At 61.7% G+C, this 21,604-nt stretch carries 20 protein-coding genes; 13 read left to right on the top strand and 7 right to left on the bottom strand.

Going from position 1 to position 21,604, the window contains the following annotated elements:
- Positions 1-5: 5 nt before the first annotated feature.
- Both BLU26_RS07175 and BLU26_RS07170 read right to left on the bottom strand, forming a co-directional pair.
- Entirely contained in the window at positions 6-1,208 is a 1,203-nt protein-coding gene (locus tag BLU26_RS07175; protein WP_157719323.1) for a DedA family protein, read from the bottom strand.
- Positions 1,198-1,935 (bottom strand): DNA-3-methyladenine glycosylase, encoded by a 738-nt coding sequence (locus BLU26_RS07170; protein WP_172830647.1) that lies wholly within the window; start codon positions 1,933-1,935, stop codon positions 1,198-1,200. The genes BLU26_RS07175 and BLU26_RS07170 overlap by 11 nt, the downstream gene beginning before the upstream one ends.
- Before the next feature lie 135 nt (positions 1,936-2,070).
- Between BLU26_RS07170 and BLU26_RS07165 the strand changes: the two genes are divergently transcribed.
- From BLU26_RS07165 to lipB, 11 genes are read left to right on the top strand one after another with little or no spacing between them, the layout of a single operon-like run.
- The gene (locus BLU26_RS07165; protein ID WP_231702021.1) at positions 2,071-3,336 is read left to right on the top strand and encodes a glutamate-5-semialdehyde dehydrogenase; all 1,266 of its coding nucleotides are present in this window, start codon (positions 2,071-2,073) and stop codon (positions 3,334-3,336) included.
- Positions 3,337-3,343: 7 nt separating this feature from the next.
- Complete coding sequence (gene nadD, locus BLU26_RS07160) at positions 3,344-3,985, top strand: nicotinate-nucleotide adenylyltransferase (RefSeq protein WP_092285215.1); 642 nt, start codon at positions 3,344-3,346, stop codon at positions 3,983-3,985.
- A gap of 21 nt (positions 3,986-4,006) precedes the next feature.
- Complete coding sequence (gene rsfS, locus BLU26_RS07155; protein ID WP_092285213.1) at positions 4,007-4,366, top strand: ribosome silencing factor; 360 nt, start codon at positions 4,007-4,009, stop codon at positions 4,364-4,366.
- A 6-nt stretch (positions 4,367-4,372) separates the two neighbouring features.
- On the top strand, positions 4,373-4,840 hold the full coding sequence (gene rlmH, locus BLU26_RS07150) for a 23S rRNA (pseudouridine(1915)-N(3))-methyltransferase RlmH (protein ID WP_092285211.1): 468 nt from the start codon (positions 4,373-4,375) through the stop codon (positions 4,838-4,840).
- A 3-nt stretch (positions 4,841-4,843) separates the two neighbouring features.
- The gene (gene mrdA, locus BLU26_RS07145; protein ID WP_092285209.1) at positions 4,844-6,751 is read left to right on the top strand and encodes a penicillin-binding protein 2; all 1,908 of its coding nucleotides are present in this window, start codon (positions 4,844-4,846) and stop codon (positions 6,749-6,751) included.
- A complete protein-coding gene (gene rodA / locus BLU26_RS07140; protein WP_092285207.1) occupies positions 6,748-7,890 on the top strand; it encodes a rod shape-determining protein RodA in 1,143 nt (380 codons plus the stop codon). Before mrdA ends, rodA begins: the two co-directional genes overlap by 4 nt.
- Before the next feature lie 25 nt (positions 7,891-7,915).
- A complete protein-coding gene (mltB, locus tag BLU26_RS07135; protein ID WP_269433966.1) occupies positions 7,916-8,938 on the top strand; it encodes a lytic murein transglycosylase B in 1,023 nt (340 codons plus the stop codon).
- Positions 8,938-9,858, top strand: a complete 921-nt coding sequence (locus BLU26_RS07130; RefSeq protein ID WP_407920347.1) for a septal ring lytic transglycosylase RlpA family protein — start codon at positions 8,938-8,940, stop codon at positions 9,856-9,858. Before mltB ends, BLU26_RS07130 begins: the two co-directional genes overlap by 1 nt.
- A gap of 46 nt (positions 9,859-9,904) precedes the next feature.
- Positions 9,905-11,107 (top strand): D-alanyl-D-alanine carboxypeptidase family protein, encoded by a 1,203-nt coding sequence (locus BLU26_RS07125; protein WP_092285203.1) that lies wholly within the window; start codon positions 9,905-9,907, stop codon positions 11,105-11,107.
- 18 nt (positions 11,108-11,125) lie between these two features.
- Entirely contained in the window at positions 11,126-11,404 is a 279-nt protein-coding gene (locus tag BLU26_RS07120; protein ID WP_092285201.1) for an HP0495 family protein, read from the top strand.
- On the top strand, positions 11,404-12,039 hold the full coding sequence (lipB, locus tag BLU26_RS07115) for a lipoyl(octanoyl) transferase LipB (protein ID WP_092285199.1): 636 nt from the start codon (positions 11,404-11,406) through the stop codon (positions 12,037-12,039). Before BLU26_RS07120 ends, lipB begins: the two co-directional genes overlap by 1 nt.
- Positions 12,040-12,042: 3 nt before the next feature.
- Here the strand turns inward: lipB and lipA are convergent, their stop codons facing one another.
- The gene (gene lipA / locus BLU26_RS07110; RefSeq protein WP_092285197.1) at positions 12,043-13,092 is read right to left on the bottom strand and encodes a lipoyl synthase; all 1,050 of its coding nucleotides are present in this window, start codon (positions 13,090-13,092) and stop codon (positions 12,043-12,045) included.
- 148 nt (positions 13,093-13,240) lie between these two features.
- Positions 13,241-14,548: a lytic murein transglycosylase gene (locus BLU26_RS07105; protein ID WP_092285195.1), complete on the bottom strand. Its 1,308-nt coding sequence runs from the start codon at positions 14,546-14,548 to the stop codon at positions 13,241-13,243.
- A gap of 374 nt (positions 14,549-14,922) precedes the next feature.
- On the opposite strand from BLU26_RS07105, the gene BLU26_RS07100 reads away from it, so the two are divergent.
- Both BLU26_RS07100 and BLU26_RS07095 read left to right on the top strand, forming a co-directional pair.
- A complete protein-coding gene (locus BLU26_RS07100; protein ID WP_407920340.1) occupies positions 14,923-16,416 on the top strand; it encodes a SulP family inorganic anion transporter in 1,494 nt (497 codons plus the stop codon).
- Positions 16,417-16,447: 31 nt separating this feature from the next.
- On the top strand, positions 16,448-17,311 hold the full coding sequence (locus BLU26_RS07095; protein WP_092285193.1) for a universal stress protein: 864 nt from the start codon (positions 16,448-16,450) through the stop codon (positions 17,309-17,311).
- Positions 17,312-17,326: 15 nt separating this feature from the next.
- Here BLU26_RS07095 and holA read toward each other — a convergent pair whose 3' ends face one another.
- From holA to leuS, 3 genes are read right to left on the bottom strand one after another with little or no spacing between them, the layout of a single operon-like run.
- Entirely contained in the window at positions 17,327-18,355 is a 1,029-nt protein-coding gene (gene holA / locus BLU26_RS07090) for a DNA polymerase III subunit delta (protein WP_092285191.1), read from the bottom strand.
- A gap of 7 nt (positions 18,356-18,362) precedes the next feature.
- Complete coding sequence (locus BLU26_RS07085; protein WP_157719322.1) at positions 18,363-18,911, bottom strand: LPS-assembly lipoprotein LptE; 549 nt, start codon at positions 18,909-18,911, stop codon at positions 18,363-18,365.
- Positions 18,912-18,932: 21 nt separating this feature from the next.
- Positions 18,933-21,542 carry a leucine--tRNA ligase gene (gene leuS / locus BLU26_RS07080; RefSeq protein ID WP_092285187.1) on the bottom strand — a complete coding sequence of 870 codons (2,610 nt, stop codon included), beginning with the start codon at positions 21,540-21,542 and terminating at the stop codon, positions 18,933-18,935.
- Positions 21,543-21,604 lie beyond the last annotated feature (62 nt).

Raw genomic sequence — 21,604 nt, 5'->3', positions numbered from 1 at the left:
TGCCGCTACCAGAGTAACCAGGCCGCGGCGATAAAGGGCCAACTGGCGATAACCCAGCGCAGAGGTTTGGCCAGTGGCGTCATCGGGCTCACGCGCTCCACCAGCCAGCAGGCCAACAGGCTGGCGCTGACACCCACCAGCAGGCTGCGCAGCATCTCCAGCGGCGGTAGTACGCGATGCTCAAGTACGTTGCTGGCGATCAGCAACAGCAAGGGCAGCAAGTAGAGCAGCCAGGCGCTACGCACCCAGAAATGCTGGCTGCGGCTGCAATTGACCACCAGGGCACAAAGGATCGCGGTCAGCAGGGCGTTGATGCTGGCTCCGCCGGTCAAGCCGATCGACCAACTCATCAGTAGCGCCAGCGCCAGCGCGCTGACCTGCATTACTGCATGATTCCAGCGCCGGGCAAGCAGCAGTGCGGCAATGATCGGCGCGGCGACCAGAAGTACCTGCGGCGTTAGAATCAGTATGTCGCTGGCACCGGGGAGGCGTAAGTGGGCGGCACTGTCGATCAGCGTGCTGTCAAAAATCGCCAGGGCGGTCTGGTTCATGCTCAGGGCCAGCAATGACAGCAGGCAACCTGCCGCTGCAACCAGGCAGCTCCAGCGCTTCTGCAGTTTGAGTACGTACAGGCAGCAGCCGACCAGGATGATCGCCCCGATCAGCAGGCTCAGGGCCTGGTTCCAGAAAAACGGTGGTACCGTCCACTGCGCTGCGCGCCCGGTGGTGTAACCGGGAATCAGGTAGGCCGGCGCCCAGGCCAATGCAGACACCAGATTAATCGCCAGAAAACGCCACGCGGGCATGTCGAACATACCCGCCACCATAGGAATGATGGGCCGTATCGGGCCGATAAAGCGGCCCAGTACTACGCTCAGCCAACCGTAGCGGCGGAAAAAACGTTCGCCGCCATCGATCCACTTCGGGTTGCGCTTGAAAGGCCCAAAATTGCGAATGTTCTGATGGAAGTAGCGCCCCAGAAAGAAACTGATCAAGTCGCCCAGGACTGCGCCGCTGAAGGCCCAGATCACCGCGACTGTAAGTGGCATGCCGCCGCCCGCGGCCAGTGCTGATACGGCAAACAGCAAAAACACCCCGGGTACCACCAAACCGGCAACAGCCAGTGACTCGCTGAAAGAAATCAGAAAGATCGCCAAGCCCAGCCATTGCTGATGTTCGGCCAGCCATTGCGTCAGCTCAACCAGCAAGGGGGCCTCCACTTGCGGCAGTTTGTTCGGCTTGCGGGAGCGTCAGCAGGCGATAGTCGCGCCCCGCTGCGCGGCTACGGCCGAGTGGGTTGCGCGTGCAGTGAGCTGCATAGGCCGCGTCCACAAAGCGATAAGGCAGGGCTTCATCGCGGCCCGCGGGAATGCCCAGGCGCGCGGCCTGAATAACCTGCTGGGGTCGGTACCCGTCGTCTTCGATGTAGAGATTGTCGGGGCAGAACGCCCGCGCGTTCCAGTCGGGCACCTTGATGCCGAGCGCGCGGCAAAGCAGAGTCTGGCCGGCGCATAGCCGTTGCTCGCTGCGTGGGCTGCCGTCGCGATTGGGGTTCAGCCGTTGCATGTGCTGCAGGCTGGTCGCGCCGCTCAGGTGGTCGGTCAGCGGATAGGCAGACTTCAGCAGCACGCCGTTACCGGCCCCGGCGGCGCTGCAATTCATCGAGTCGCCGCCACGGGCGTAGTACATGTAAATGATGCCACCCTCCATGAAAAGTGCGCGCCTGGCCTCGGTAAAGCCAAGCGAGGCGTGGCTGCCCTTTTCCTCCAGCAGATAGGCTTCTGTTTCGATAATGCGTGCCGATAACCACAGCCCATCAAGCCGGCGACGGATAACCTTGCCGAGCAGCGCGACGGCCAGGGTGCGGGCGTCCTGCTGGAAGAAGCTGGCGGGCAGGGCGGAGTTGGCAATAGCGGTTGGCTGGGCGTTTGACATGGAACTCATCCTATCAGCATAGGTATTGCAGATTGAATTGGCGTGAGGCTGCAGGATTCGAGGGGGCGGCCCTGTCAAGTGCCCGGTGACCCGGCTATAATGCCGCATTTGCGCAGACAGGTAACAGGTAACAGCATGAGTGCGGAACAGGTGGTCGTTTACATGACCGAGCTGGGGCAAAACGCCCGGCGCGCATCGCGGGTCATTGCCCGCGCGACGACAGCCGTCAAGAATAAGGCCCTGCTGGCCACGGCCGAGGCCATCGAAGCCGCCAGCGACGCGCTGGTGGCTGCCAATGAACTGGACTTGCAGGCCGGCCGCGACAGCGGTCTGGATGCGGCCATGCTGGACCGACTGGCGCTGACGCCGGCGCGCTTGCACGCCATGGTCGAAGGTCTGCGTCAGGTGGCCTCGCTGCCTGATCCGGTGGGTGCCATCCGCGATATGAAATTCCTCCCTTCAGGTATTCAGGTCGGCAAGATGCGCGTGCCGCTGGGCGTGATTGGCATCATTTACGAATCCCGCCCCAATGTGACCGTCGAAGCGGCCAGTTTGTGCCTGAAATCCGGTAACGCCTGCATTCTGCGCGGCGGGTCGGAGTCGATTCATTCCAACCGCGCCATTGCTTCCTGTCTGCGTGAAGGTCTGGCGGCAGCGGGCTTGCCGAACGAGGTGGTGCAGGTCGTGGAAACCACCGACCGCGCCGCTGTTGGCGCGCTGATTACCATGCCCGACTACGTGGACGTTATCGTGCCACGCGGTGGCAAGGGTCTGATCGAGCGCATCAGCAAGGACGCGCGGGTACCGGTGATCAAGCACCTGGACGGCATTTGCCACGTGTATGTAGACGACCGCGCCGACCTGGCCAAGGCCGAGGCGATTGCCATCAACGCCAAGACCCATCGTTATGGCGTATGCAACGCGATGGAGACGCTGCTGGTGCACGAGACCGTCGCCGCCGAGTTTCTGCCACGGGTTGCCGCCGTTTACGCGGAAAAGGGCGTTGAACTGCGCGGCTGCGAGCGTACCTGCGCGCTGCTGCCCCAAGCGGTCGCCGCTACTGAAGAGGACTGGTCTACCGAGTACCTGGCGCCGATCCTGTCGGTCAAGATGGTGGCCGACATGGACGCTGCCATCGAGCACATAAATCATTACAGTTCGCAGCACACCGATGCCATGGTCTCGGAGGACTTCACCCGCGCCCGGCGCTTCCTTGCCGAGGTGGATTCCAGTTCGGTGATGATCAACGCCTCGACCCGCTTTGCCGATGGCTTCGAGTACGGGTTGGGTGCCGAGATCGGTATTTCTACTGACAAGATTCACGCCCGCGGCCCGGTTGGTCTGGATGGGCTGACCAGCGAGAAATACGTGGTCTTCGGCGACGGCCATATTCGCCAGTGATGCGCGGATGAGGCAGCGAATCGGCTTGCTGGGCGGCACCTTCGACCCGGTGCATTTTGGTCACCTGCGTAGTGCGGTCGAGGTACGCGAACAATTGCAGCTCGACGAGTTGCGCTTGATTCCCAGCGCCCGGCCGCCGCACCGCGAGCTGCCGGGTGCCAGTGCCAGTCAGCGGCTGGCCATGGTTCAGCTGGCAGCGGGTGAGGGTAGCGGCCTACAGGTGGACGACTGTGAGCTGCGCCGCGAACGGCCTTCCTACACGGTAGATACCCTGGAGTCGCTACGCGCTGAACTCGGCAGTGATGCGGCGTTGTTCATGGTGCTTGGCTGGGATGCCTTCTGCGGCCTGCCCAACTGGCATCGTTGGGATGAATTGCTGCGGCTGGCGCACATCGTGGTATTGCAGCGGCCGGACTATGATCTGGATGTGCCCGAAGTACTCAAGGATCTGCTGGCTGCGCGCAGCGTAGACGATCCGGCACGGCTGGCGCAGGCCAGTCATGGCTACATTCTTTGCCTGTCGCAGACGCCGCTGGCGATTTCTGCGACGCATATCCGCGGTCTGATAGCCAGCGGCGCCTCACCGCGCTTTCTGTTGCCTGATGCCGTGCTTGACTATATTGAAACCGAAGGGCTGTATCGGCCCTGATATTGAGGATTTAAACGCCTTATGCAGATTGAAGAGCTTGCGCAACTGGTAGAAAACGCGCTGGACGAACTCAAGGCCAAGGATGTGGTGCGCATTGACGTGCGTGAGCACACCAGCGTGACTGATTTCATGATCATCGCCAGCGGCACCTCCAACCGCCACGTCAACGCGCTCAGCGATAATGTGGTCGAGAAAGCCAAGGAATCCGGGCGCAAGCCGCTGGGTGTCGAGGGCAAGGGGTCCGGCGAGTGGGTGCTGGTTGACCTTGGCGACGTGGTCGTCCACGTCATGCAGCCGGCCACCCGCGAGTTCTATGATCTTGAGCGTCTGTGGCAGAGTGCCGAATCACGCCGGGAACAGCAGCAGCGCCCAGCGGAGTAAGCCCCCTTGCGTATTCGCCTGATCAGCGTGGCATCACGCATGCCGCGCTGGGTTGAGCAGGGCTACCAGGAGTATGCCAAGCGGTTGCCGCCGGACTTGCCGTTGGAGCTGGTGGAGATCCCGCTGGCTACCCGCGGCAAGAATGCCGACGTCAGCCGGTTGATGCGCCGCGAAGGCGAGCAGATGCTGGCCGCTGTGCAGCCAGGGGAACGCATTGTTACCCTGGAGGTCACAGGGCGTGCCTGGTCTACCGAGACGCTCGCAGAGCAACTGGAACTGTGGCGGCTGGACGCGCGCAACGTCAATCTGATGGTGGGTGGGCCCGAAGGGCTGGCCGAGGACGTCAGCGTGCGCAGTGATCAGCGTTGGTCACTGTCGCCGCTGACGCTGCCGCATCCATTGGTGCGTATCCTGTTGGCGGAGCAACTTTATCGGGCCTGGACCATTCTCAATCGTCATCCCTACCACAAGTGATTCATGGCCAAGCCCATCCATCTGAAAGACCACAGTAAAGACGCCGGTATCGTCCATCGCCGTTTGCTGTTGGCCGGTATCTTTGTGCTTGCGCTGGTGGGCGCGCTGATCGCCCGCATGTACTACCTGCAGGTCATCCAGTATGAGCATCACTCCACGCTGTCGGAAAATAACCGCGTGCACGTGCAGCCGATACCGCCGACCCGTGGCCGCATCTATGACCGTAACGGTAAGGTGTTGGCGGAGAACCGTCCGAGCTACAGCCTGACCATTACGCGTGATCGGGTAGAAGATCTGCCGGCGACCTTTGAGCTGCTGAAGTCGTTGTTGTCGCTGACCGACGAGGACGTGACCCAGGCTGAGCGGCGGCTGATGCAGGCCCGGCGGCCGTTCGAGTCGGTGCCGGTGATGCTGGAGCTGACCCAGGAGCAGATTGCGCGCATCGCGATCAATCAGTTTCGCCTGCCCGGTGTGGAAGTGCAGGCGAGCTTCGTCCGTTACTACCCCTTTGCCGACCACTTTGCCCATGCGCTGGGCTATGTCGGTCGGATCAACGAACGCGAGTTGAAAACTATCGATACCGTGGCCTACGCGGGCACGCATTACATCGGCAAGACCGGTATCGAGCGTTACTACGAAGAGCTGCTGCACGGCACTGTGGGCTATGAAGAAGTCGAAACCAACGCCCGTGGCCGCGTACTGCGGGTGTTGTCGCGCACCGAGCCGGTGGCCGGCAAGGACGTGACCCTGCACCTGGATGCCAATCTGCAGCGGGTTGCCGAAGAAGCGCTGGGCGATCGGCGCGGCGCGGTGGTCGCGATTGATCCTGCGACCGGCGGCGTGCTGGCATTTGTCAGCAAGCCGGGCTTTGATCCCAATCTGTTTGTCACCGGCATCAGCTACGCAGACTACGGTGCGCTGCGTGATTCACTGGACCAGCCGCTGTTCAACCGGGTGCTGCGGGGTCAGTACCCGCCTGGTTCTACCATCAAGCCAGTAGTTGCTCTGGCCGGTCTGGAAACCGGTGCCACCACACGCAACGCCAGGGTCTATGATCCGGGCTTCTTTCAGTTGCCGAACTTCAGCCACAAGTACCGCAACTGGAACCGCAGTGGCGATGGCTGGGTGAACATGTCGTACGCTATCGCGCGCTCCAACGATACCTACTTCTACGATCTGGCGAACAAGATGGGCATCGATCGGATGCACGACTTCATGACCCGCTTTGGCATCGGCCAGCGGGTGTCCATCGACATGTATGAAGAGGCGGCGGGCTTGATGCCGTCCAGCGACTGGAAGCGCACCAAGTACAAGCAGCCATGGTATCCGGGCGAGACGCTGATTGCCGGTATCGGGCAGGGCTATATGCTGTCGACGCCGTTGCAGCTGGCGCAGACCATGGCGCTGATTGCCAATCACGGCAGATGGCACCGTCCGCGCCTGCTGATGGATGCGGAAGGGGTGACGCCGGATGAGACCGATACCCCGGCGAATATCGAGCTGCGCAACCCCTCGGACTGGGACTTTATCACGCAGGCCATGCAGGATGTGATGCAGTCCCCGCACGGTACTGCACGTGCCGCCGCGCAGGGCGCGCAGTACAACATGGCGGGCAAGAGCGGCACCGCGCAGGTGGTGGCCATCGCCCAGGGTGAGCGTTATGACTCCAAAAGTCTGCGCGAACGGCACCGTGACCACGCGCTGTTTGTCGGCTTTGCACCGACGGAAAAACCGCTGATCGCGGTGGCCGCGCTGGTGGAGAACGGCGAATCCGGTGGCCGGGTCGCCGGGCCGGTAGTGCGTGCCGTGTTTGATGCCTGGATTTTGCCGCGCTTGCCCAAACCCGATGCTGAGGCTGAGGTTGAAGCCGAACCAGACGCTGGCAGCCCGCCACAGGAGGCCGCGCAATGAAGCGCCCAACGCCGATGCCGGCTGCCGCTGGCTTGCGCAGCCGCGAATCCGTCTGGATGCGCATTCATATCGACCCCTGGCTGCTGCTGCTGATTCTCGGGCTGGCGGCGGTTGATGCCTTTGTCCTGTACTCCGCCAGTGGCAAGAGCCTGGGCATGGTTTACCGGCAGATGGCCTACTTCGCGGTCGGTATCGCGGTGATGGTGGTTATCGCCCAGTTCCAGCCGCGCTTCATGCAGCGCTGGGTGCCGGTGGCCTATGTCGGGGGTACCGTGCTGCTGGTCGCGGTGCTGCTGTTCGGCACCGAGGCCAAGGGAGCGCAACGCTGGCTGACCATTCCCGGCCTGATGCGCTTCCAGCCCTCGGAAATCCTCAAGTTGGTAATGCCGATGAGCGTCGCCTGGTATCTGGGCGCGCGCACCTTGCCACCGCGGTTCAAGCATGTGGTCATCGCCATGGCGATCATTTTTGTGCCGGTAGTGCTGATCCTCAAACAGCCTGACCTGGGTACCTCGCTGCTGATCGCTGCCTCCGGGATATTTGCCCTGCTGCTGGCCGGGCTGCTGTGGCGCTATATCATTGGTGCGTTGCTGCTGCTGGCGCCAGCGGCGGCCGGCATGTGGTATTTCGTGATGCACGGTTATCAGAAGCAGCGCGTACTGACCTTCCTCAATCCCGAGAGCGATCCGCTGGGGTCCGGCTGGAACATTATCCAGTCCAAGGCGGCGATTGGTTCCGGCGGCGTGTTTGGTAAGGGCTGGTTGCAGGGCACCCAGTCACACCTGGATTTTCTGCCCGAGGGGCATACCGATTTCATCATCGCGGTGCTGGCGGAAGAGTTCGGCATGGTCGGCGTCTGCCTGCTGCTCTGCGTCTACATGCTGTTGATCAGTCGCGGTATGGTGATCACGTTGCAAGCGCAGGACGCATTCTGCAAACTGCTTGCTGGCAGTATCACCCTGACGTTCTTTGTTTATGTTTTCGTCAACATCGGCATGGTCAGCGGCCTGCTGCCGGTGGTTGGCGTGCCGCTGCCCTTTATCAGTTACGGTGGTACCTCGCTGATTACCCTGTTGTCGGGGTTCGGTATTCTCATGTCCATCCATACACACCGCAAATGGATGGCAAAAAGTTCATGATCTGGGGCTTGGATTGAAACAAAACATGTACAAAAACAATACGGCTATTGATGGCCGTTGGAAGGCCCGGTTGGCTGCAATGGTGTTCGGTGGCCTGCTGAGCGCTGGCGTCCCGGCGCAGGATTATGGGTCAGAGCACGCCGACGTGCCGGCCTTTGTCGAGAAAATGCAGACCGAGTATGGCTTCAGCCCGCAACACGTGCAGAGCCTGCTGGATCAGGCGGTGCGTCAGGAAGCCATTCTCAAGGCGATTGCGCGTCCGGCTGAGCGGGTAAAGCCCTGGCACGAGTACCGCGCCATTTTTATTACCGACAAGCGCATCAACGATGGTGTGGCTTTTTGGGATAAGCACGCAGAGACCCTTGAACGCGCCGAGAAAGAGTATGGCGTCGAGCCGGAAATCATTCTGGCGATCATGGGTGTAGAAACCTCCTATGGCGGAAATATGGGCTCCTACCGCGTCATTGATGCGCTGACCACCCTGGGCTTTGACTACCCACCACGGGCAGAGTTTTTCCGTCGTCAGTTGGAGAGCTACCTGGTATTGACCCGCGAACAGCAGATGGACCCCTTGGTGCTGAAGGGGTCCTATGCTGGGGCGATGGGTTATGGTCAGTTCATTCCCAGCAGCTACCAGGCCTTTGCCGTGGATTTTGACCACGACGGCGTGGTCGATATCTGGAACAATCCGGTCGACGCCATCGGTAGCGTCGCCAATTATTTCCATCAACACAAATGGCAGCATGGCGCCGCCGTGGCCATCCCCGCCGATGTAACAGGGGACAGGTTTGCTGAGGGTGTAACCCTCGAGCAGGGGCTCGAAGCGCGCAAGACCGTAGCCGAACTGAAGAGCCTGGGCTGGACGCCGCGCAGCGAGCTGGAGCAGGACGCCGAGGTGATGGCGTTCGAGTTTGATGCCGGGGAACGAATGCAGTACTGGTTGGGTCTGAACAACCTGTATGTGATCACCCGCTACAACCGCAGCGTGATGTATGCCATGGTGGTGCACCAACTAGCCGATTTGTTACGCGAGGCACGGCAGCAATGATGCCAGCATCCATCTCTGTACTGCGTCTATCCCTCGGTTGTGCCGCGCTGCTGGCGCTGGCGGCTTGCTCGTCAAGCCCGACTTCCAATAGCAGCGCCGCCAGCAGTGCGCCACCGGCAGGCGCGCCGGGCCCGGTGCGCACGGTACACGATGGCCCGCCGAGTTACATGCAGGATGTCTCGCAGATTCCGGATGCCGTGCCGGTGCCGCACACCGGGCGTTACAAGGCGTCGCCCTACAATGTGCTCGGCCGTGATTACAACCCGATGCAGGATGGTCGCGATTACCGGGAGGAGGGCACGGCGTCCTGGTACGGCACCAAGTTCCACGGCCAGAATACCGCCAATGGCGAGCTGTATGACCTCTACGGCATGACCGCCGCGCACAAGACGCTGCCCCTGCCGACCTATGTACAGGTCACCAACCTGGCGAATAACCGAAAGATTATCGTGCGCGTCAATGATCGTGGTCCATTTTATTCTGACCGCATCATCGACCTTTCCTACGCCGCTGCGAAGAAGCTGGGTTACGCCGACCAGGGTACGGCACACGTGCTGGTAGAGGGCATTGACCCGGTCGCCTGGCAACAGCAGAACAACCCGAGTTATCTGGTTCAGGCTCAGCCGGTAGCCGCCCCGCAGCGTGCCGAAATCATACCGCCGGAGCCGATTGAAACCGGCCATACCGGTTATTACCTGCAGGTTGGTGCGTTTTCCAATGCACAGTCCGCCGAACAGTTGCGGCAGCGCCTGCGCAGCGTGGTCTCGGCCAATGTATTTGTCAGCGAGTTCCAGCAGGATGCGCGAACTCTGCACCGGGTTCGCCTGGGGCCGGTGTCCAGTCAGGACGAAGCGCGCCGCCTGATGGAAACCCTGCGGCTGGCCAACATGGGCACGCCAACGTTGGTAACGGTCAACTGATTCACCGATTTAGAACAAACGCACTCCACCATTGATTGTGAGTAACATGCTGAAAAATCTGATCTCCACAGTGCTTCTCTCTGGCGCCACCCTGCTGTCTGTGACCGCGCTGGCGCAAACCCCGACGCCCAATGTGCCTGTGCCGGATGCCCAGTCGGCGGCGCCCATAGTTCCGGCCGCCCCCGAGCTGGCCGCCAGCAGTTACCTGCTGATCGATGCCAGTTCAGGGGCTGTGCTGGTAGAGCACAACGCCGATGAGGCGCTGCCGCCGGCCAGTCTGACCAAGATGATGACCAGCTATATTGCCAGCCAGGAAATCAAGCGAGGCCAGATTGGTGAGGACGATCTGGTGTTGGTCAGCGAGAAGGCCTGGCGCATGGGTGGTTCCAAGATGTTCATCAAGGTGGGCAACCAGGTATCGGTCATTGATCTGCTGCGCGGCATCATCATCCAGTCCGGCAACGACGCCAGCATCGCGCTGGCCGAGCATATTGCCGGCAGCGAAGATGCATTCGCCGACATGATGAACGGCCAGGCCAAGCGTCTGGGCATGACCAATAGCCACTTCGTCAACGCCACCGGCTGGCCGGCCGAAGGGCATTATTCCTCTGCTCGCGACCTGGCGATCTTGGCCCGTGCCATCATCGATGACGATCCGGAAGAGCACTACAAGATCTACGGCGAGAAAGAGTTTGTCTGGAATGAAATCCGCCAACCCAATCGCAACCTGATGCTCTGGCGCGACAGCACGGTAGATGGCCTGAAAACCGGCCACACCGAAGAGGCCGGCTACTGCCTGGTAGCCTCAGCCAAGCGTGAAGACATGCGTCTGATCTCCGTTGTGATGGGCACCAGCAGCGAGCAGGCGCGCGCTGCCGAAACTCAGAAGCTGCTGACCTGGGGCTTCCGCTTCTTTGAAACCAAAAGCTTCTACCAGCCTGGCCAGGTGATCTCCACTGCGCGGGTCTGGAAAGGCGCGCAGGACAAGGTCGACCTCGGCCTGCAAAACGGCCTGCAAATGACTCTGCCAAAGGGCCAGCTCGACAAGCTGGAAGCTGGTATCACCTTGCAGACGCCGATTCAGGCGCCGATCAAGGCGGGTGATGTGCTGGGTCAGGTTGAGGTCAAACTGGGCGAGGAGGTCGTTCACTCCGCACCGCTGGTCGCGCTGTCCGATGTTGAGCAGGCGGGCATCTTCGGTCGTCTGTGGGACAGCATCCGTTTGTTCTTCTACGGTCTGTTCAACTGAGTCGGGGAGGGTAGCGCAATGGACGATCGCACTGAGCCGCAGGCACCCAAGATCGAGTTTCCCTGTCAGTACCCGATCAAGGTGATCGGGGCCGCCGGGGACGACTTCGCCGAAGTCATCTGCCGGGTCGTCGAGAAGCACGCGCCCGGTGTCGATACCACCACGGTGGAGATCAAGGACAGCAAGAACGGGCGCTTTCTCTCGCTGCGGGTGATTATCACTGCAACGGGACCGGAGCAGCTCGATGCGCTGCACAAAGACCTCAAGGCAACCGGTCGTGTGCACATGGTGCTGTGATGGCAGCTGCCGTACCTGAGCTGCTGATCCGAGAGCTGGGGCTGGTGGATTACCAGCCCACCTTGGAGGCGATGCGCCGATTTACCGATGAGCGCGATGCCGACACGCCGGATGAAATCTGGCTGTTGCAGCATCCTCGCGTGTTCACCCAGGGGCAGGCCGGCAAGGCCGAGCATGTGCTCGCGGCGGGCGATATCCCGGTAATTCAGGCGGAGCGGGGCGGCCAGGTTACCTACCATGGGCCAGGTCAGCTAGTGGGTTATCTGTTGCTGGATCTGCGCCGTCTGGGCCTGGGGGTGCGCGATCTGGTGACGGCCATGGAGCAGGCACTGGTCGATGTGCTGCAGGGCTACGGGCTGGACGCTGCGCCCAAGCCTGACGCCCCTGGCGTTTATGTGCAGGGAGCCAAGATTGCCTCATTGGGCCTTCGCGTGCGGCGCGGCTGCTCCTTTCATGGCCTGGCGCTGAACGTGGATATGGACATGGAGCCGTTCCAGCGCATCAATCCCTGCGGTTATTCAGGGCTGCGTATGGTGCAGCTGAGCGAACTGGTAGAGGAGTCGGTTTCCTTGCCCCGGGTACAGCAACAGCTGAGTCAGGCGCTGCGGCAGCGCCTGGGGTATGTGCCGAGCTGAGGTTTAGCTGAGGTTCAGAGCCGGTATCAGGCTGTTGTCTATCTCCTGCCCGGGCACGGCCACCGGCGCTGCCAGGCCCAGGTTGTTTTTCTCGAACACCCGATCAGCACGGTAGCTGGAGCGCACCAGCGGGCCTGCCGCCACCTCCATGAAACCCTTGGCCAGACCTAACTCGCGGAAGTGATTGAACTCGTCTGGGCTGACCCAGCGTTGCACCTGCAAATGGTTGCGCGTGGGTTGCAGATACTGGCCCAGGGTGACGATGTCTACGCCGATGGCGCGCAGGTCATCGAATGTCTGCAGTACTTCTTCGTCGGTTTCACCCAAGCCCAGCATCAGACTGGTCTTGGTCAGCACATCTGGGCGGTGGCGTTTGGCGTGCTCAAGCACTCTCAGGGTCTTTTCATAGCCGGCGCGCGGATCGCGTACCACGTGAGTCAGGCGTTTTACCGTCTCGACGTTCTGGGCGAACACCTGCAAGCCCGAGTCGACAACCCGCTCGATGGCGGCAAGGTCGCCGTCAAAGTCCGGGGTCAGCGCCTCTACTACCACGTCCGGTGTGCGTGCCTTGATGGCGCTGACACAGGCGGCATAATGCGCTGCGCCGCCATCGTCGAGGTCATCGCGGTCAACCGAGGTGAGTACGATATAGCGCAACGCCATGAGTTCGACCGATTTGGCGGTGTTCTCGGGTTCTTCATGATCCAGCCAGCCGTTGGGGTTGCCGGTATCGACCGCGCAAAAGCGGCAAGCCCGGGTACACACCGAGCCCATGACCATGATGGTCGCGGTGCCATTGGACCAGCACTCGCCCATGTTGGGGCAATGCGACTCCTGGCAGACCGTGCTCAGGCGATGTTCGCCCACATTGCGCTTCACTGCCTCGAAACGATCGCCGCTGGGTGCCTTGACGCGCAGCCACTTGGGCTTGGGGGTGAAGACCTGGGGCTCGTTTGAGGTACGGCGTTTCTGGCCATCCTTGATGGCTGGGATGCCTTGGGCGTTGCGGAATTTCTCGCCACTGGAAACGGTTTTCTGCGGGCTATCGGACATCGAAATCAGGGCTCCTGCGGGTAGCGGCTCCACGGGGAATGTGCTGGGCACGGGACGGCTTGTGGCCTCGGCGGAGTTTATCACAGAAAGCGCCACCTGCACCGGCCTTGGCGGGCTGCAGGCGGCGTGAGTGCGGTCGCGCCGGGTCTTACCGGCGGCGCAGCTGCTCCAGCAGTTCCGGGGTGGGGTAGCCGTCGGCAGGCGAACTCAGCTGCTGCTGAACGCGGCGAATGGCGTTACGCGTATTGGCGCCGATGATGCCGTCGATGCCGCCGGGCTCAAAGCCCTGCGCGGTCAGCAGGGTTTGCAGTTCGATGCGTTCGCTGCGCGACAACGGGCGGTCTTCGGTGGGCCAGCTGGCGACCACCTTGCCGCCGCCCTGAAAGCGTTGCGACAGCAGACCGATGGCCAGGGCATAGCTGGTGGAGTTGTTGTAGCGCATGATCGCGCGGAAGTTGTTCAGCACCAGAAAAGCCGGACCGCGATGGCCAGCTGGCAGCAGCAGAGTAGCGGGCTGTGCGCCAAGGTTGGTTGGTAAGGCGTTGCCCGTGGCGCTGCGTACCCCGAGTGAACTCCACTCGCTGAACGACTTGCGGATGCTGGTATCGGCCAGGGCATAGTCGAAGTCGCTGGGCAGCTGTACCTCCTGCCCCCAGGGTTGACCGGTCTGCCAGCCTGATTGCTGCAGGTAGTGGGCGGCAGAGGCCAGTGCGTCGGCGGCGCTGTACCAGATGTCGCGGCGACCGTCTTGATCGAAGTCGACCGCGTATTGGTTGTAGGTGGTGGGGATGAACTGGGTCTGGCCCATGGCGCCCGCCCAGGAGCCCAGCATGCGCTCGGGTTGGATGTCACGGTGCTGCAGGATGTCCAAAGCGCCCAGCAGTTGGTCGTGGGCGAATACCGGGCGTCGTCCCTCGTGGGCGAGGGTGGCCAGCGAGCGAATCACCGAGCGGCTCCCCATATTCTGGCCGAAGTTACTCTCCAGGCCCCAGATCGCCGCGAGTATATGCCGGTCAACCCCATAGCGTTGCTCAATACCGTCAAAATTACTGCGCTGTTCTTCGAGCTTGCGCTGGCCGCTGGCAACCCGCTGGCTGGAAAGTGCGCCGTCCAGGTAGGTCCAGACCGGCCGGGAAAACTCCGGCTGGCTGCGGTCGGCCTTGATCACATCAGGGTCAGGCGTCACGCCGTCGAACGCCTGGTCAAACAACGCTGGATCGATTCCCTTGGCCAGCGCTTCGGCGCGAAAATCGGCGCGCCAGTCGGCAAAGCTGCGCGCGACTATCACCGGCTCGACCATCACTGGCGCTGTGGCGGGTTGCAGGGTTGCCGGCTTGGCGACCTGGCTGGGCTCAGCCTCGGCAATGGCCTGGGTATCGGCGCAAGCCGTAAGGCAAAACAGACTGGCGGAGGCCAGCAGATGGATGCCGCTGCGGCGGTGGAACGGATGGGACATGCGTGGTTTCCTGAAAGCGGTCTGGCACCGAAAGCGGTGGCAAGTTCTTGTTCTCTGCCTTGGAGGATACTGGTGCGCGAAGGTTCCTGCCAGCCTCGCGCGAAAGCGCCGGCCAGCGGGGCTGTGTGGCCCGTACACCCGCTTTGTGCTAGAGTCCGCGGCCTCTTCCCGGATTGACTGACGGACAAGTGATGATCTGCCACCGCGGCGTTACGCCACCTTAGGGTTCATTTACCGGACTCGCGCTGCTGTGACAATGGCGGCGTGCACCTCTTGCCGTCGTGCGGCCCCAGCTCTTATCGGTGTGCAAGCTGGCGCGGCAATGCCCCTGACGGGCAGTCAATCAAGTAACTGCAAACTGGTAGACCCTGCTTATGACTCTGATCGAAACCCTTCGCCAGCAATGGTTCTCCAATGTGCGCGGCGACCTGCTGTCCGGTCTGGTGGTGGCTTTGGCGCTGATTCCCGAGGCCATCGCGTTTTCCATCATCGCCGGCGTTGATCCCAAGGTCGGTCTCTACGCGTCTTTCTGCATCGCCGTGGTGATCTCCTTCACCGGTGGCCGCCCCGGCATGATCTCTGCTGCTACCGGCGCGATGGCGTTGCTGATGGTAACCTTGGTGCGCGACCATGGCCTGGAGTATCTGCTCGCGGCCTCGGTACTCTGTGGGGTATTGCAGATAGCGGCCGGGTACCTGCGTCTCGGTTCGCTGATGCGCTTCGTGTCACGCTCGGTGGTGACGGGCTTCGTCAATGCACTGGCGATTCTGATTTTCATGGCGCAGTTGCCGGAGCTGACCAACGTTACCTGGCACGTGTACGCCATGACGGCAGCGGGGCTGGGTATCATCTACCTGTTCCCTTACCTGCCGAAGATCGGCAAGGTCATCCCCTCGCCATTGGTGTGCATTCTGTCGATGACGGCGGTCGCCATGTACTTTGGTCTGGATATCCGCACGGTGGCGGACATGGGCGAACTGCCGGATACCCTGCCGGTGTTCCTCTGGCCGGATGTGCCGCTGAATCTGGATACCCTGCTGATCATCCTGCCCTATTCGGCCGCCATGGCGGTGGTAGGTCTGCTGGAGTCGATGATGACCGCGACCATCGTGGACGATCTGACCGACACCAGTAGCGACAAGAATCGCGAGTGCAAGGGCCAGGGTATCGCCAACATAGGCTCGGGCCTGCTGGGCGGTATGGCGGGCTGCGCGATGATCGGCCAATCGGTGATCAACGTGAAGTCGGGCGGCCGTACGCGGCTGTCGTGCTTTGTCGCAGGTGTCGTGTTGTTGCTGCTGGTGGTGTTTGCCAGCGATTGGGTAGGTCAGATTCCGATGGCCGCGTTGGTCGCGGTGATGATCATGGTCTCCATCGGCACCTTCAGCTGGGATTCGTTGCGCAACCTGCGCAAGCACCCGCTATCGACCAATATCGTCATGGTGACTACGGTAGCTGTCGTGGTGGCGACCCATAACCTGGCTTATGGCGTACTGGCTGGCGTGTTACTGGCGTCGCTGTTCTTTGCCAACAAGATTGGCCACTTTCTGTACATTTCCAGCGAGCTGGATGCCAGCGGCAACGAGCGTCGCTATCAGGTGGTGGGCCAGGTGTTTTTCAGCTCCGCCGACAAGTTCAGCGCCAGCTTTGATTTCAAGGAGGTGCTTGATAAGGTGACAATCGACCTCAGTCGCGCGCACTTCTGGGATATCACTGCCGTGGGTGCGCTGGACAAGGTGGTGCTCAAGTTCCGCCGCGAAGGTACCGAAGTCGCGGTAATTGGCCTTAACCAGGCCAGCGCGACCATCGTTGACCGCTTTGGTGTGCACGACAAGCCCGATGCCGCTGATCAACTGATCGGGCATTGAGCGCCGCCGCTACAACAACAAGGAGAAGCAGATGAGCGAGAGCCAAGCCAAGGTCGTAGCCTGTATCGATGGCTCCGGTGCGGCGGTCGCGGTATGCGACTACGCCGCCTGGGCCAGCCAACGCCTGCAGGCACCGCTGGAACTGCTGCATGTGCTGGATCACAGTCAGACGCCGGCGCACGCTGACCTGTCTGGCAGTATCGGCCTTGGCAGTCGCGAGCATCTGTTGGTGGAGCTGGCCGAGCTGGATGAGCAGCGCGGTCGGCTGCTGCGTGAGCAGGGCAAGGTGATGCTCGAAGCGGCTGCGCAGCGCGCACGCGCCGACGGCGTCGAGACGCCGCTGACGCGCCAACGTCATGGTGAACTGGTCGATACCCTGCGCGAGCTGGAGGGCGACATACGTTTGCTGGTAATGGGCCGCAATGGTGAGGTCAGTGACTCGCTGGCGCGCCACGTCGGCAGCCATCTGGAGAGCGTCATTCGTACGCTGCATCGCCCTATATTGGTCACCACCGGGGAGTTTCACGCGCCGCGCAGGCTGATGCTGGCCTTTGATAACAGCCCCAGCACTCGCAAGGGCCTCGACATGCTGGCGCAAAGCCCCTTGTTTGCCGGATTGCCTATTCACCTGCTGACTGTGGGCAGCGCCTCTGATGACATTGCCCGCGGGCTTGAAGATGCCCGCCAGCGCCTGCAGCAGGCCGGCTTTGAGGTTGTTACCGCGCAGCGCAGCGGCGAGGTCGAGGCCACTTTGCTGGCGTACCAGCGCGAAGAGCAGATCGATCTGATTGTGATGGGGGCTTACGGGCATTCGCGCATCAGGCAGTTTCTGGTCGGTAGCACCACCACGGGAATGCTGCGCAATACCGAATGCCCGCTGTTGCTGCTGCGCTGAGCGGGAATACTGACTTTACAGCGCCAGTCTGATCCCGGCCGCCTCAACCAGAATGCGGGCAAGCCCATCCCAGGGCGAGCCTGCGGCCTGTCCCTTGATTTGCTCGTCCACCGTTTGCGCTGCGCCCAGCCAGTCTTCCCAGACGCTGGCGGGGTGGCGTTCCAGTGCGGTCTTGATCACAGGTTTGCGTTTGTCCCAAATCGGTGGGCGCTGGCTGGCGAACACCTTGTCCAGCGGAATGCCGCGGGCGCTGTCCTGCGCAATACTGGCCAGGGTCCGCAGCTCGCGGGTCAGCGCCCAGAGCACTACCGGGGCTTCGACCCCTTCGCCGCGCAAGCCCTGCAGTATGCGCAGGGCCTGTTGCGGTTGCCCCAGCAGCATGGCGTCGGTCAGGTTGAATACGTCGAAACGGGCGCTGTCGGCTACCACCTGCTGCACGGTATCGAGATCCAGCTTGCCTTCACTGCAGAAGAGTTTGAGCTTTTCTATTTCCTGCGCAGCCGCCAGCAAGTTGCCCTCCACTCGGGCCGAGAGTAGCTCCAGCGCATCGGGGCTAGCCTGGATACCAGCGGCCGCCAGGCGTTCGCGCATCCAGTTGGGTAATTGATGGGCCTCAATGGACCAGATCTGCACAAAGCGACTGTCAGCGTGATCAACCAGTGCCTTGGCCCACTTGCTGCGCATGGCCGTGCCGTCCAGCTTGGGCAGGCTGATCAGCAGGGTAGTGTCGGCGGGTGGTTGCTCAAGGTAGCCAAGCAGCGCCTTGGCGCCCTGGTCACCAGGCTTGCCGGAGGGCAGGCGCAGTTCGAGCAGGCGTTGCTGGGCAAACAGTGACAGGCTGTGGCTGGCCTCGTACAGCTGCGACCAGTCGAAATTGCGCTCGGCATGAAACACCTGACGCTCTTCGCTGCCCGCGGCGCGGCATGCCTTGCGGATAAGGTCCTCGGCCTCGCTGCACAACAGCGGGTCGTCACCGCTGACTACGTAGACCGCGGCCAGGCCATCCTTGAGCTGGCGTGGCAGCTGTGCCGCATTCAGCTTCATGGCGCGCTCAGGGCATCTGCTCTTGATCGAGCGTCTGTTCGCGTGCCGACAACTCGCTTTCGGTCAGGCTCGACAGGCGGAACAGCAATTGGCGCGTCAGGTCTCCACGCATCTCGTTACGCAGCAGGGCTTCTTCTTCGGTGGTACCGATGATGTTGTCCTTGTCGTTGACGTAGGTGCGACGGGTGTTCAGCGTTTCCGGGCCAATCAACGGGCGACCCTGACGGTCGGCAATCTGAAAGGTCAGGTTGCTGGTCAGCTCATACTCGGCTGGCGTCGCGCGGCTGGTGTAGCTGACGGCGCGGCGGCCCTGCGACTCGTTGAGCAGTTGCAGTTGGTAGGGAGCGGACGGAGTGACGTTAACGCCGTCGATTTCCAGCGCTTCCAATACCTGCTGGTAGGTCTGTCCGTAGCGGTTGCGGGCGGTAACGTCCAGCTCGTTCAGGTCGACGTTGTCGACACCGGTGCCGCGCAGCTGAAAGCCGCAGCCGGAGGCGAGCAGTGTAGCGCCCAAAACAGCGCAGCCCAGCAGCAGACGAGGGGTGGTCAGGGACATCTTGGCTCTCCGTTGCATAAATCAGTTGGCGACAATGTTGACCAGTTTACCGGGCACTACGATCACCTTGCGGATGGTCAGGCCTTCGGTAAAGCGTTGCACATTTTCGTTTTCCCGCGCGGCGGCTTCAATGGCCTCGCGGCTGGTGTCCGCAGCCACGTCAATATGTCCGCGTAGTTTGCCGTTGACCTGGATGACTAGTTGCAGGGTGTCCTGGGTCAGCGCGCTTTCATCCAATTGCGGCCAGCGCGCATCGATGATGGCGTCGCTGTGGCCGAGCGCCTGCCAGAGGCTGTGGCAAATGTGCGGAGCAATGGGGGCGAGTAACAGGGCTACCGTTTCCAGCCCCTCCTGCAGCAACGCGCGGTCTTGCTCGGTGGCTTGCGGCGCCTTTTCCAGCACGTTCATCAGCGTCATCACCGCTGCAATGGCGGTATTGAACTTGTGATGCTGACCAATATCCTGACTGGCCTGTTTGATGGCCAGATGAATGGCGCGGCGGGTGTCTTTCTGGGCGTCGCTCAGACTGGCAAGTTCAGCTTTGCCAGCCGGGCCGCCGTTGCTGCTGAACGCGTGGTTCAGGCGCCACACCCGGCGCAGGAAGCGGAACGCGCCTTCCACCCCGGAGTCCGACCACTCAAGGCTCATGTCCGGGGGCGAGGCGAACATCATGAACAGGCGGCAGGTGTCCGCGCCGTACTGCTCGATCATCGCCTGTGGATCGACGCCATTGTTCTTCGACTTGGACATCTTCTCGATGCCGCCGATCTCGACCGGCAGGCCATCGCTTGCCAACTTGGCAGCGAGAATCTTGCCCTTGGCATCGCGCTCGACCACCACGTCGGCCGGGTTGAACCAGCTTTTGCTGCCGTTGGCCTCGAGGCGGTAGTAGGTCTCCGCGATCACCATGCCCTGGGTCAGCAGGTTCTTGAACGGCTCGCTGGCTTCGATCAGGCCTTCGTCGCGCATCAGTTTGGTGAAGAAGCGGGCGTACAGCAGGTGCAGAATCGCGTGCTCGATACCGCCAATGTACTGATCGACCGGCAGCCAATGGTTCGCTGCCTTGGGGTCGACCATGCCCTGCTCGTAATGCGGTGACGCATAGCGGGCGAAGTACCAGGAGCTTTCCACGAAAGTGTCCATGGTGTCGGTTTCGCGCTTGGCAGCCGCGCCGCACTTGGGGCAGCTGCAGTCATAGAATTCGGGCATTTTGGCCAGCGGGGAGCCAGCGCCATCGGGTACCACATTTTCTGGCAGAACCACCGGCAGTTGCTCTTCCGGCACCGGCACATCACCGCAGCTGTCGCAATGGATGATCGGGATCGGGCAGCCCCAGTAGCGCTGACGGCTGATGCCCCAGTCGCGCAGGCGGAACTGGGTGCGCGGTGCGCCGAGGTTGTTCTGTTCCAGCACGTCGCCGATGGCAGTAAAGGCGCTGGCAAAGTCGAGGCCGTCGAATTCCTCGGAGTTGATCAGCTCGCCTTTTTCGCCGTAGGCGTCCTGCCAGGGCGCAGGGGTAGTGTCACCAGCGGAGGTACGGATGACCGGCTTGATCGGCAGATCAAACTTGCTGGCAAATTCAAAGTCGCGCTCGTCGTGCGCGGGTACCGCCATCACTGCGCCTTCGCCGTAGGTCATCAGTACGTAGTTGGCGACCCAGACCGGCAGCTTCTGGCCGGTCAACGGGTGCTTGACGAAGAGCGGCGTAGGCAGGCCCTTCTTTTCCTGGGTGGCAATGTCGGCTTCGGCGACGCCGCCGCGCTTGCATTCATCAATAAACGCCTGCAGCTTGCTGTCATTTTTTGCCGCCAGGGTGGCCAGCGGATGCTCAGCGGCTACCGCCACGTAGGTAGCGCCCATCAGGGTATCCGGACGGGTTGTGAAGACCTTGAGCTTGCCCTCTTCGCCGATGCTGGCGGCATCAAAAGGGAAGTGCACTTCCATGCCCACCGATTTGCCGATCCAGTTGCGCTGCATGGTCTTGACCTGCTCGGGCCAGCCCGGCAGGTCATCCAGCGAGCTGAGCAGCTCTTCGGCGTAATCGGTGATGGCGAAGTAGTACATGGGAATTTCGCGCTTTTCGATCAGCGCACCGGAGCGCCAGCCCTTACCGTCGATGACCTGCTCGTTGGCCAGTACCGTCTGGTCGACCGGGTCCCAGTTGACGGTGCCGCTCTTTCGGTAGATCACGCCCTTCTCGAACAGCTTGGTGAACAGCCACTGCTCCCAGCGATAGTAGTCTGGCTTGCAGGTGGTCACTTCGCGTGACCAGTCGATCGCCAGCCCGAGACTTTTCAGCTGGGTGCGCATGTAGTCGATATTGGAGTAGGTCCACTCGGCGGGGGCGACCTTGTTGTTCATCGCCGCGTTTTCCGCCGGCATGCCAAAGGCGTCCCAACCCATGGGTTGCAGCACGTTCTTGCCCTGCATGCGCTGATAGCGCGCGATCACATCACCGATGGTGTAGTTGCGCACGTGGCCCATGTGCAGCTTGCCGCTGGGGTAGGGGAACATCGACAGACAGTAGAAGGTGTCCTGATTCGGTGTTTCGCTGACCTTGAACGCCTCTGCGTTGTCCCAGTCAGTCTGTGCGGCGGCTTCGATATCACTCGGTGAATACTGTTCTTGCATGGCGTGGGTCTGAAGACTCGTAATGGCGAATGGAGGCGGAAAAGTAATGGGGCAGGATACAC

It is taken from the genome of Halopseudomonas sabulinigri, from assembly GCF_900105255.1.
Classification (GTDB): Bacteria; Pseudomonadota; Gammaproteobacteria; order Pseudomonadales; family Pseudomonadaceae; genus Halopseudomonas; species Halopseudomonas sabulinigri.
Note: the sequence above shows the minus strand (reverse complement) of the source record. Positions and strands in the feature narration are given on the sequence as shown.